The organism is Ruegeria sp. B10, assembly GCF_056539825.1.
In genome coordinates this window covers 43,384-55,889 of sequence record NZ_JBQFVP010000007.1, presented here as the reverse complement: position 1 = coordinate 55,889, position 12,506 = coordinate 43,384, and the positions used below count along the sequence as shown (strand labels likewise).

Genomic DNA, 12,506 nt, shown 5'->3' with positions numbered 1-12,506 from the left:
CTCCAACACAATTTCACTTGGTTCTGTCTTGCATCAGGCGTTCACCGTACTTGCAGAGAACGGCCGCCGTGAGCGCAAGACGGCTATTGCTGGGATAGCCAAGTACGGCAGCTTAGCGCAAAAGCAGATTTTGCAAAAGCCAACTAAGCGCCGATAGCAGCCCTTTTCCTACTTCACACAATAACGGCTTTGAAGCATGATAATTCTTCTTAAGAAGTGGTCTAGATCCTCATTCCGCCACAAGCGCGACGACGGCTTCGTGGGGCTGGGAATGAGGGTGATTGGCCAAACGTCGTTTGTTGAATGATCCACGATACATCAACGCGAACACGGGCGGCGTAAAATAGAAGGATACGACGGTCGACAAAAGTACCCCTCCGGCGATGGCCACGGCGAATGGTGGCCAAAATGCTCCACCGCCTATGATTAAGGGTAGGAACCCGCCAAAGGTTGTGACCGTTGTCGAGATGATGTGCCGACTTGAACCAGTCACAACGCGCGCCATGGCTGCTCGGTCGCCTTGGCTTGCGTCAACGTCTTGTTGCAACCCGGTCAGAATTATTATCGCCGCGTTGATCGAAACCCCGATCGAGCCGATGACTCCGATGATCGCAGTAATTCCGAACGGGAATTGCAAAACCGCCAGCGACAGCATTGAAAGGCCTGCAGACAACACGCACACGACCAAGGTCACGAGCGTCAGTCGGAACGAGTTAAAGGTCAGAACGATGGTCGCGATGGAGAGTGTGACAATCAAACCGACAGAGGCAAGCAGATTGCCCACGGTGTTGGATCGGGCATCACTGTCGCCGCCTAAGGACATCGAATAGCCTTGCGGTAACACAAATCCGGACGCTTCAAGCGCTTCTAAAACGTCCTGCAACGCCTCTTCGGGTAAAACACCGGGGACGATAAACGCCTGTATGGTGTTTTCGCGCACGCCGTCCGTTCGGGTTATTACGCTCTCCGCAGGTTCGATCACCGGTCTGGCGAGTTCCGACAACGGCACAGCAGGGAAAACACTAGTGGCGGATATGGCGGAAGCATTGGGCAGCAGGATGGGCATACTGACAATGGCGCTTAGGTCTGATCGCACCTCGTTACCCAGACGAACACGCACCGGCAACTGTTCAGTCCCTTCGATCAGTGATCCACCAGTGACGCCAACAAGCGCCGTGTCCAGCTGACCAGCTATATCCGCCACGTCCAGTCCCAGCAGACGGGCTTTGACCTCATCAATCTCGAACCGGATTTGAGGATTGCCGCCGTTCACGCTGGCGCGCGCCTGCGTCACCAGATCGAGATTGGCCATAACTGAACGCACCTCGTCGCCAAGATCGCGCAAAACCGTGATGTCCTGCCCTTGAATCTTGACTTCAACTGGTGCGTCGACCGGAGGGCCCTGCACGAGACCACGAACGATGATCTGCGCGTCAGGAAAGTCGGTATCCAAACGACCCTGCAGGGCTCCGACAAGGCGGACTGCGTCGTCGGCCGTGTCGGTCGTGATCATGGCCTGTGCAAAACCGGGCTCGCGTGAACGGTTGCCAACGATGTTGTAGTAGAATGCAGGGCCGGATTCTCCGACTGTCCAGTAGACACTTTTGACCCCATCATCTGCCAGCAGCATCTCATCGATCTGGCGGGCGGTTGCTTCGGTGGTGGCAATTGATGTTCCACCCGGCATGTCGACCTCGATATAGAATTGGTTGCGGTCGACGCCCGGGAAGAATTGCGCGGTCAGCGTTGGAAAGGCCGCAAAGCCAAGCACGGGCAAGACCAGTGCCAACGCGATGGATCGCACCGGATTAGTGACTGACAATCGAATTGAGGCCTCGAACATTCGGGCAAGCGGCGGGATGCTGATACCGCGGCTCAGCATTCCTGCGTCGGGGCGGTCGGACAGTACCCAGCCCGCAATCGCCGGGGTCACCGTCAAAGCGACAACCAGTGACCAGACAAGCATAAGCACCACGGCGATAGCGATAGCACCAACAAAGTCGCCGGCGGGGCCAGGCAGCAAGATCATCGGCGTGAAGGCGAGCGCTGTTGTGACAGTCGACGCCAGCAAAGGTGCGGCCAAACGGCGAACAGCATCTCGCACGGCTGCAAGTCGCTCCATCCCATCCTGCAGACGGCGTCGAATTTCATCGGTCATCACAATGGCTGCGTCAACGAGCAGACCGAGGGCGACAATCAGGCCAGTCACGGACATCTGATGAATTGGCAAGCCCATCATGTTCATCGTCGCCAGAGTTGCCAATGAGACAACCGGCAATACCAAGGCAACAATCGCAGCTGCACGAACGCCCAACGTAACAAACAAGACTGCCACGACCAGAGCCACGCCAATGGCCATGTTGATCCCAACCTCTGACAAACGATCCGTCGTGTACTGGCTTTGATCAAACAGCAGTATTTCCTGCATGCCCAAAGGCACTGATGCGGCGCCGGCCTCAAGCTCATCCCGTAGAAAGCCTGTCCAGCGGTCGATCTGCACGCCGTCCTGCGCCAGAATCCCCACCAAGACGGAGGGCTTTCCGTTGGCAAATGCGATTGAGGACTGCGGTTCGCGTGCGCCCCGGTCTACGCTGGCAATATCTCCGAGCTGCACCACGGCACCGTCTGCGTTTTCACGCAGGACGATGCTCCGAATGCGATCCAAACTCTCAATTTCTCCACTGACGCCTATGGTCAGGTCGACATCAGATTGCAGCCGCCCAGACTGAACCTTTCCATCTGCTTCGGCGATCCGCTGAGAAATCTCGGCAGCGCCAAGCCCAAGCGCAGCGGCCTTGTCCATATCGACACTTACGAGCACCTCTTCTTCGGGCTGACCGAAATAGTCGACGGCTCGAGTCGCAGGTATCGCGCGCAATCTGTCACCTAAGGCTTCGGCATGACGAGACAGCAAAGTTAACGGGAAGTCAGGGTCCTCGGCCGCGACTGCAATGACAGCGGAATAGGCAGCAATACCCTCGGCATCAAACTCTGGCGGCAAAACTCCTGCCGGGAAGTTCTGGCGCGCATCCTCAACGGCGTCCCGAGCCTCGGCCCAAACCTGCTCAATGGTGGCTTCGTCTAGTGTTTCCAGCAATTCAACAGAAACGACCGACACGCCCGAGCGGGAGACTGAACTGATCTCATCCACCTCGGCGATCTTTCGCAGCTCTTCTTCGATTTCTGCGGTCACCAATGCTTCGACCCGTTCGGGGTCTGCGCCCGGAAACTGCGTGGTTACAGTTGCGAAGAGATTGGTGATCGTGGGGTCTTCCTGTCGCCCAAGCGATAGGAACGAAGACAGGCCTGCTGATACAAGCACCAAAATGATCAGGGCAACCAGCCGGGGATGGCGAAAGGTAAGGGTTTCCATCAGATCGCTCCGTTACTCGCCAGTGTTGAAGGCGACGCGCTGACCAACGCTGACCCGCTGCGGCCCCTGATCGATCAGGACGGTGCCTTCCGGAAACGCGCCGCGCACAAAGACGCGATCGTCTTCGGCATGCAGCACTTCGACCGTCGCCAGGCGCACAGTCTTTTGCGCGTCGGCGACGAGCAATGTCCATTGCCCGCGCGTTCCTTCTTTTAGTGATGTTGTGGGCACCCAGGTTCCCGCACTTTGGACAGGATCGAGCACATGAACACGTGCGGTTTGTCCGAAAGCAACGTCCAGCGCGTTCTTTAGATTGAACAGCGCGGTGCGGGTTCGGGTTACCGCGTCAATGTCGGGCCGTAAGGTTGCAAGATCAGCCCGATAGCTTTGACCTGCTATTTCGATCTCAACATCGGATAGCAGCGCCGGATCAACATCGAGAGGAATGCCGATCCGAACCTGCGGCGACACGACCTCGACCATTCCCAGAACCAGCTCACCCGATCGCAGAGTTTCACCTCCGTCCACATGTCGCGCGGTTATTTGACCGGCAAATGGGGCCTCGATGCTAGATTTTTCGATCCGAACGGTCACATCGCGCAATGCCGCATCCAGTTCGCCAATTCTGGATAACAATTCATCTTGCTGAGAGACGGCCTCGTCCAAACGGGCTTGACTGGTAAAGCCTTGTTCAATGAGTTTCGCGTTTCGCTCGACCGTCTTTCTTGCAAATGCAAGCTGGGCTGCAATGGCGTCACGCGATGCTGTCAGACGGTCGCGTTCGACCTCCAGCAGTGCGATGTCCAGTGTCGCAAGAAGTTGACCCTTGGCAACCTCGTCACCTTCATCCACCAGAATTTGATCGAGCGTCCCGTTGAGTTCGAAAGAGATATCTGCCGAACGCTGAGGTTCGACCTGCCCGATGAACACGCGATCGACTGTGTAGGCGCTCTCGGAGGTGATCGGCGTCACGGATACCGGGGTCACAGCGGCGGCATCCGGTGCGGGCACCGCCTCCGCTCTACGGGTGAGCTCGGATGCTCCGAAGTGAACAGCAGCCGCTGCGAAGGCGATAAAACTGACGGTCACTCCCAAACGCACAGTGCCGCGTAACACACGTACAAATAGGCTCGGTTTGTTCGCTTCAGTAGATGAATTTGCAGGATTCGGCATTTGGGGACCTCATCAAGTTAGTGTCTCTAACATATGTTAGAAGTTCTCACTTTGACAAGAGATACGTGATCTGGCACATGTTGGATCATGAGCAGCATCGAAAAAAATCATCCGACAAACAGACAAACGGCGGGTCTTTCCGTCAGCAAGAAGGCCTATCATCACGGTGATCTCCGCGCTGCACTGATCGAAGCAACCCGACAATTGGTTGAAGAAAAAGGTCCGGACAGTTTTTCCGTATCCGAGGCGTGCAGGCGCGCGGGCGTTTCAACTGCGGCACCTTACAAGCACTTCAAAGACAAGACAGAAATGCTGGTTGCCACTGTCCTTGAGGGAATGGATCGGCATCGAGACAAAATGCTTGCTGCGCTGGAAGGCGTTCCTGAAGGATCTCCCGAGCGCATTACTGCCATAGGGATGGAGTATATTGCCTTCGCGTTAAATGAGCCCGGGATTTTCAGGCTGAAGTTTGGCGGCTTCACAGACCGCATCGCGGATCCGCGGCTGGAGGAAGGCGGCCAGCAAAGTTTCGGGATTCTCTTGACGGAAGTAGCAAAATGTCTCGGTGAACCGGGAATCACAAACGAAGTTCGCCGCCGTGGTTTTTTGTTGTGGAGTTTCGTGCACGGGCTGTCCTTCATTCTGCATGACAAAGGGCTTGCCGAGAAAGGCGAAGAGTTCGATCTTCATACCCTCCTTGAGGACGTTTCGGAAAGAATGCTGAGTTAAGCGTTCTCAAGCCAAAGCGAACGCAACTGACAATTGATGGCGGACAAACAAAATCAGTACATCGCCTACGCCTATACTACTGCTTGGGTTCAAGAAAATGACACTTATAGAAAGCGCATGTCAGTTCTACCGCCAAGGTACTTTTGCAGCTGATGCCAAGCTCACAGAGTCGCTGTTCAGGACGACAACGCCAATTACAAAAATGTCCGTACGCCGGAGATTCGCATCAGATATTAACTGTCACCTTCCTGCAAATTTACGCACCACTTGAAACGCAATGCAATTGGCGGCTTACGTTGTAGATCAGTTCTAAGGTCGGCTATGCTTTGTTGCATTGCCTGAGTTTCTCTCTACCCACATCATGGGATTTTACGCTTATTACAGAACCTCCCATAGGCGAGCAAGAAAACGGCTGGCGAAAGAGTAGACACAAATCATTCGAAAGTACGCGGGACAAATCGCCTGGGACTGCCACTTTGGCGGGGGAAGTAGTGTTTAATTTAACACTTGCCCTGTTTGGCCCACGCTCAGCTTTCCGCCTTTAACCACCTCAACATAGACACCCATGTCCATATGACCCATCAACTTCCGAATTAGATAGGGTATCTTCAAGTCCCGCTCGGCCGTATCCGGGTTCACTTCAGTGGCTGCACACCTTTTCGTACGCGAGAGTATCTTCAGCTCGACGTCGCCAAATCTAAGAACTGATCCAACTGCGTTAAGCTCAGAAAACGGGCGTAGGCCGTCTATCTCAATATTCGCCCGGAAGCGTGCCGGGTGGATTTCCGCGTTCAGTTGCTCACCCAATTTCTCCACCGACGCCAGATTTAAAACGGATATCGCATTCATCATTTTAGGTGACACGACAGACACATCTGTAAACCGATGAGGAGCAGACGAAACGAAATTTGGCGGTTCGGGATCTTTTAAATCGATCTCTGAAGACAGGAAACTTGCCGCATTCATTCGATCTTCTGGTGCTTGCATATTAGAGCTGTGTGTTTTGCCGCTTGCTTTGATCTTTAGAGTTTGGGTCTCAATATCAAAATTCGTCTTAACGCCTGCTAGTGCAGCCTCATTCAACAGAACAACAAAGCGATCTTTCGGCAGTGGCTGAGGGTTCTGCGCATCGAAACCGGAGTTGTAGCGCGCAAATCCGAACAGGCGATCACCAGGAATCCCCTCTCCTGCTCGCAGCGTCACGGTTTGCATGGGTTCGGCACTCAAACCCTTAATTGGGTACCGGTTCAATCTGACGATAGAGAGCGTGTTCATACGTCTGCACCTGACCAAACGAGTTATACACGATCCTACGCGGTCCGTGCCGTTTGACGCTATCTCCAATTCTCCAAGGTATCGACCAAATAATCGGTGAGTGCTTCAAAAGCGTGTTCGCTAAACCTGCTGGACGCATCATTGCCGCGATTGTGGGATGTGCCAATTTTAGTCGATATGGCCTTATTAATCCTAACTGTCAAAAATACATGCGCATCGATGAAGGTAATTAAGTACAATAAAATCAATAACTAAAAAGCAGCGTTAACAAATTTCCCTGGCTATTTGAGGTACGAACCTCAAAAAATTCTGGACTTGAGGTGCGTACCTCAAATAGCCTTGGAAGTATGCCGCGATTCGCACATCCTCGATTGACGGCGCAAAAAGGGAGGAATGGATGACTTACACAAAACTGGCCTCGGCCAGCGCAATAGTCCTTGCCGCTACTACTCTTTCTACCAAGGCAAATGCTGAAGATCTGACGCTTTGTTGGGCTGCATGGGACCCGGCCAACGCGCTTGTTGAGCTATCGAAAGAATTCGAAGCAGAATCCGGCCACACGATGAACTTCGAGTTTGTTCCCTGGCCAAATTTCGCGGACCGGATGCTGAACGAGCTGAACTCGGGGGGGAAGCTCTGCGACCTGCTGATTGGTGACAGCCAATGGATCGGCGGTGGCGCTGAGAATGGTCATTATGTCCAGCTGAACGAGTTCTTCGATGCTGAAGGCATCAGCATGGACGATTTCGCGCCGGCCACTGTTTACGCTTACTCGACCTGGCCCAAGGGCACACCAAACTACTACGCGCTGCCTGCGATGGGCGATGCAAACGGCTGGTTCTATCGAAAGGACTGGTTCGAGAACCCCGACATCCAAGCCGCATACAAAGAAGCGACTGGTCAGGACCTGCGTGAGCCACAGTCTCAGAAAGAGCTGCTGCAGATCGCTCAGTTCTTCCAAGGTCGTGAGATCGACGGCAAGACCGTCTATGGGGCAGCAATCTTTACCGAGCGCGGCTCGGAAGGGATCACCATGGGTGTCACCGGAGCGCTGTATCCTTGGGGCTTCAAATACGAAAACACCCCGGGCTCATATGACATGGAAGGTGCGGTAAACTCACCCGAAGCGGTTGAAGCTCTGGAGTTCTACAAGGAGTTCTACGAAACGGCGACTCCTCCGGGATATACCAACTCCTACATGGGTGAGAGCTTGGACGCCTTTAAGTCCGGTCAGGTCGCCATGGCCATGAACTGGTTTGCGTTCTTCCCAGGTCTCTATGCCGACCCCAATACCGGCGGTGACAAGATCGACTTCTTCGTGAACCCACCCCAAAATCAGGCAGGTTCGACACTGGGTGGACAAGGTATCTCGGTTGTCAGTTACTCTGACAAACAGGATGCCGCACTTGAGTACATCAAGTGGTTCGCGCAACCAGAAGTGCAGGCCAAATGGTGGGAGCTAGGCGGCTACTCCGCACATAACTCCGTGCTGGAAGATCCTGGTTTCGTAGACAGCCAACCGTTTGCTGGTGACTTCCTGGAAGCAATGGGCGGTGTGCAGGATTTCTGGCAAGAGCCTGCTTACGCGGAACTTCTGCTGGCAATGCAGAAACGCATCCACGACTACGTGGTTGCTGACCAAGGTACAGCTCAGGAAGCGTTGGATCTTCTGATCGAAGATTGGACGGAAGTCTTCGAAGACGAAGGCAAGCTGTAATCCGGACACAGGCCGGAGCGGGTGCAATCCCGCTCCACCTTCACCCGTGAGTCCTAAACCAACAAGAACTGGCAAAGAGATGTCTGACAGGACCGTAGATCGCGTTGCGCAGGCAACGCCCGAGCGAGTTGCGCGAAAAATCCGGGGATTATCCGACCGCGCGATCGCCTGGATATTCATCTCCCCAACGATTTTTCTATTGCTGGCGATCAACATCTTTCCGTTGATCTGGACCATCCAACTAAGCTTTACCAACTACAAAGCCAACCGGATCGGGCGTGAAGTCAAAGATGTCGGGCTCAGGAATTACGAACGTATCCTGACGGACTCGGACACCTGGCTGAACATGCAGGCGACGGCGCATTTCCTGTTCTGGACGATCTTTTTCCAGGTCCTGATCGGGTTCACACTAGCGTGGTTGATCAACAAGAAATTCAAGGGCAACGATCTTTGGACCACGATTATCGTGTTGCCGATGATGCTGTCTCCGGCGGTTGTCGGTAACTTCTGGAAGTTCCTGTATCAACCTCAGATCGGCCTTTTTAACTACATCGTATCCTGGTTTACCGGCAAGGACCCATCGAGCTTTGAAATGCTGGGATCCGTGACGTTGGCCCCTTGGGCGATCGTGATTGTCGACACGTGGATGTGGACCCCCTTCGTGATGCTGATCTGTCTGGCCGGGCTGCGCAGTATTCCCGACTACATTTACGAGGCGGCTGAGATCGACAGGGCCAGCAAGCTGCGACAGTTTTTTACGATTACCATCCCGATGGTTCTGCCGTTCCTCATGCTCGCTGTGCTGTTTAGAGGCATCGAGAACTTCAAGATGTTCGACCTGGTGGTTCAGTTAACCGGCGGGGGGCCGGGGTCTGTTACTGAACTCACTTCGATCAACCTGAAACGCGAAGCCTTTGAGAAATGGCGTACGGGCTATGCGTCAGCCTATGCGATCATCCTTTTCGTCACCGTGTTCGGCCTTGCGTCGATCTACGTCAAAGCCCTGAACAAGGTGAAACAGAGATGAGCAGTTTTTCCGTCACAGAACCTTCGAACCGGTCCAAATGGATCGCAGGGTTCCTAGTCATTACTTATGCGCTGATCACGATGATCCCGCTGGTGTGGATCTTGCTGACCGGCTTCAAGTCCCCGGCCGACGCGATAAGCTATCCGCCCAAAGTTGTCTTTGATCCTACACTTGAAGGCTACGTCAACCTCTTCACCACGCGCACACGGCAGACGCAGGAGTTTCTGGAAGCGAACCCACCACAGAACTGGGCTGATGAGATTGTCCGCCAGTACGACATGGTGATTGTCGGGCCGTCCAAGTTCGGCGAGCGCTTTATGAATTCGGTTATCATCGGATTTGGCTCAACCTTCCTGAGTATCTTCCTTGGTACGCTGGCCGCCTATGCCTTCAGCAGGTTCAAGGTCCCGCTTAAGGATGACCTTCTATTCTTCATCCTGAGTACGAGGATGATGCCCCCGGTCGCGGTTGCTATCCCTATCTTCCTGATGTTCAGAAACCTCGGTTTAAGCGACACGCATCTCGGGATGATCCTGCTCTACACGGGCGTGAATATCTCCCTGGCGGTTTGGTTGCTGAAAGGGTTCATCGACGAAATCCCAAGAGAGTACGAAGAAGCCGCCCTCATAGATGGCTACACGAGGTTTCAGGCCTTCTACAAAGTGGTGCTGCCTCAAGCCGCGACCGGCATCGCGTCAACTGCGATCTTCTGCCTGATCTTCGCCTGGAATGAATACGCGTTTGCCGTGCTGCTGACATCCGCGAATGCGCAGACTGCACCTCCGTTCATTCCGACCATTATCGGTATTGGCGGCTTGGACTGGCCTGCTGTGGCGGCAGGTGCCACGATCTTCCTGATCCCCGTCATGATTTTCACCATCCTGATGCGCAAACACTTGCTGCGTGGGATCACATTCGGAGCCGTACGCAAATGAGCGAGTTTCTTAACGGATTACTACGGCTCCGCCGCGGCCCATGGGAGATGGTGGCAACCATCCTAATTGCACTGGGTGTCTTCATGCTGATGCAACCCTTTGTCCTTTGGGCCTTTACCTACTCTTTCATCGTCACGCTGATCGGAACCGTCATGTTCATCATCGTCAGCCATTTCCCGGAGTAGAAATGGCCCAGATCGTAGTCAAAAACGTTAAAAAGATGTTCGGCGATTTCACGGCTGTCCGCGAAAGCTCGTTCACGATTGAGGACGGTGAGTTTTTCATGCTGCTCGGGCCATCTGGCTGCGGAAAGACGACGACGCTGCGGATGATCGCAGGGTTGGAGCTTCCAACGTCGGGCGAAATCTATCTGGACGGCGAAGAGATCAGCCAGCGGCCGCCATCAGAGCGGGACATTGCCTTCGTGTTCCAGATGTTCGCGCTGTATCCCCACATGAACGTGCGCAAAAATATCAGCTATCCCCTGATATCGCAGGGCATGCCGCGTGCTGCTGTCAAAGCCAAAGTAGAGGAAGTCGCGGGAATTCTGGGGATCAACGACATACTCGATAGCCCGGTAGGTGGGTTGTCAGGCGGCGACAGACAGCGCGTGGCGCTGGGCCGCGCGATTGTTCGTGAACCCAAGGCGTTCATGATGGACGAACCTCTTGGCGCCCTGGATGCCGAGTTTCGTGAGCACATGGCCGAAGAACTACGCGCGCTTCATGATCGCATGGGCGCAACTACTGTGTACGTCACACATGATCAACTGGAGGCCATGCAAATGGGCGACAAGATCGTGGTGATGAATAATGCTGTGATTGAGCAATTCGGCACACCTCAGGAAATCTACGACAAACCAGCGACAATGTTCGTTGCGGATTTTATCGGGTCTCCCTCTATGAACTTCCTGCCTTTTCAAGGAAAGGTCGAGCCTGGCTCAGAAATGGTTCGACTGAATGGCCATGACGAAGCCGTGCCCAAACTGATGGAAGGGGCGGAAGGTGACTTGGTTTTCGGCGTACGCCCCGAGCATGTTTTTCTGTCAGACGACAGCGCTTACCGGGCCAAGGTCCTGGCGGCAGAATATCTGGGAACTACCCAGATCGTGACGCTGCAAAGCCCGAACGGAGAGCTGAAAGCTCGAATTGATGCACGCGAAACCGTTAATCCCGGCGAGACGGTGGGATTGGAGTTCCGCTCTCCCGCAGTAACGCTATTTGAAGAGTCTACCGGGCGTGCTTTGAGATCCGCTCTGAACGACGAGGTACTAAGCAATGGCTGAAGTCGTGTTGGAGAATATCTCGAAATCATTCGGCAACGTCAAAGCGGTAGATGATATCTCAATGACGATCCCCAACGGGGCCTTTGTGGTTTTGTTGGGCCCGACTGGTGCGGGGAAAACAACGACGCTGAGATTGATATCCGGGCTTGAGAAACTGGATTCAGGAACGGTGCGCATTGCCGGGCGTGACGTTGGAATTGATACACCTGCCCAGCGCGATGTGGCGATGGTCTTCCAGCAATACTCGCTGTACCCGCATATGACGGTGCGCGAGAACCTGTCTTTCCCTCTGCGGTCGCCGATCCTGAAGACGCCAGAGGATGAGATCGCGAGGAAGGTCAACGAAGTCTCAGAAATCCTCCAGATCCCGCACAAGCTGGACAACAAAGCCACCGAACTGTCAGGCGGCGAAATGCAGCGTGTGTCGATCGGACGGGCGCTGGTGCGCGATCCGCAGATCTTCCTAATGGACGAACCGCTCAGCTCTTTGGACGCCAAGCTACGGGCGGATCTGCGGGTCGAGTTGAAGAGGATTCAGGCCGATCTGGGGTCAACCTTGCTCTACGTGACCCACGATCAGGTCGAAGCCATGACAATGGCGACGCATATCGGCGTTTTGGAAAACGGCCGATTGGTTCAGTACGGAACACCCCGGGATATCTATGAAAACCCGGGCAGTGTTTACGTTGCCAGCAGGTTGGGTTTGCCACGGATCAACATCCTGCCGTCTGAGTTGTTCGGAGGCGATCACAAAGGCCCGCAGATTGGTCTTCGCCCGGAAAACATCATTGAAGGCGAAGGTAGTGAAGCGCGTGTGATACGCGCCGAGCATCTGGGCGATCAAACACGGCTGCACCTGGACCTGAATGGTCACCCGGTTGTGACCTTGATTGATGTCCATCAGGACTACCCATCTGGAAAGATTATAAAAATCCGTCCTAACAACCCGTTGTATTTTGACGCGTCCGGCGCGCGCGTGAATTAAGGAGCAA

10 protein-coding genes are annotated in these 12,506 nt (G+C 54.3%); 7 read left to right on the top strand and 3 right to left on the bottom strand.

Annotation, left to right across the window (positions count from 1 at the left end; genetic code table 11):
* Nucleotides 1-229: 229 nt before the first annotated feature.
* Together ACR0J4_RS11055 and ACR0J4_RS11050 are read right to left on the bottom strand one after the other, a co-directional pair.
* Nucleotides 230-3,373 (bottom strand): efflux RND transporter permease subunit, encoded by a 3,144-nt coding sequence (locus ACR0J4_RS11055; protein ID WP_170642545.1) that lies wholly within the window; start codon nucleotides 3,371-3,373, stop codon nucleotides 230-232.
* 12 nt (nucleotides 3,374-3,385) lie between these two features.
* On the bottom strand, nucleotides 3,386-4,462 hold the full coding sequence (locus ACR0J4_RS11050; protein ID WP_170552008.1) for an efflux RND transporter periplasmic adaptor subunit: 1,077 nt from the start codon (nucleotides 4,460-4,462) through the stop codon (nucleotides 3,386-3,388).
* 171 nt (nucleotides 4,463-4,633) lie between these two features.
* Between ACR0J4_RS11050 and ACR0J4_RS11045 the strand changes: the two genes are divergently transcribed.
* Entirely contained in the window at nucleotides 4,634-5,275 is a 642-nt protein-coding gene (locus ACR0J4_RS11045; RefSeq protein ID WP_170552005.1) for a TetR/AcrR family transcriptional regulator, read from the top strand.
* 495 nt (nucleotides 5,276-5,770) lie between these two features.
* On the opposite strand, the gene ACR0J4_RS11040 is transcribed toward ACR0J4_RS11045, so the two are convergent.
* Entirely contained in the window at nucleotides 5,771-6,550 is a 780-nt protein-coding gene (locus tag ACR0J4_RS11040; protein WP_170747266.1) for an MOSC domain-containing protein, read from the bottom strand.
* 397 nt (nucleotides 6,551-6,947) lie between these two features.
* Here ACR0J4_RS11040 and ACR0J4_RS11035 point away from each other — a divergent pair, with 397 nt between their 5' ends.
* The 6 genes from ACR0J4_RS11035 to ACR0J4_RS11010 all read left to right on the top strand — a co-directional run bounded on the left by ACR0J4_RS11035 (nucleotide 6,948) and on the right by ACR0J4_RS11010 (nucleotide 12,499).
* Nucleotides 6,948-8,267 (top strand): ABC transporter substrate-binding protein, encoded by a 1,320-nt coding sequence (locus ACR0J4_RS11035; protein ID WP_170375848.1) that lies wholly within the window; start codon nucleotides 6,948-6,950, stop codon nucleotides 8,265-8,267.
* 79 nt (nucleotides 8,268-8,346) lie between these two features.
* Nucleotides 8,347-9,294, top strand: coding sequence for a carbohydrate ABC transporter permease (locus ACR0J4_RS11030; RefSeq protein ID WP_170332156.1), 948 nt, complete (start codon nucleotides 8,347-8,349; stop codon nucleotides 9,292-9,294).
* Complete coding sequence (locus ACR0J4_RS11025) at nucleotides 9,291-10,229, top strand: carbohydrate ABC transporter permease (RefSeq protein WP_010442361.1); 939 nt, start codon at nucleotides 9,291-9,293, stop codon at nucleotides 10,227-10,229. The genes ACR0J4_RS11030 and ACR0J4_RS11025 overlap by 4 nt, the downstream gene beginning before the upstream one ends.
* On the top strand, nucleotides 10,226-10,414 hold the full coding sequence (locus ACR0J4_RS11020) for a hypothetical protein (RefSeq protein ID WP_170642543.1): 189 nt from the start codon (nucleotides 10,226-10,228) through the stop codon (nucleotides 10,412-10,414). Before ACR0J4_RS11025 ends, ACR0J4_RS11020 begins: the two co-directional genes overlap by 4 nt.
* Nucleotides 10,415-10,416: 2 nt before the next feature.
* The gene (locus ACR0J4_RS11015; RefSeq protein ID WP_170642542.1) at nucleotides 10,417-11,514 is read left to right on the top strand and encodes an ABC transporter ATP-binding protein; all 1,098 of its coding nucleotides are present in this window, start codon (nucleotides 10,417-10,419) and stop codon (nucleotides 11,512-11,514) included.
* Nucleotides 11,507-12,499 (top strand): ABC transporter ATP-binding protein, encoded by a 993-nt coding sequence (locus ACR0J4_RS11010; RefSeq protein ID WP_170642541.1) that lies wholly within the window; start codon nucleotides 11,507-11,509, stop codon nucleotides 12,497-12,499. Before ACR0J4_RS11015 ends, ACR0J4_RS11010 begins: the two co-directional genes overlap by 8 nt.
* Nucleotides 12,500-12,506 lie beyond the last annotated feature (7 nt).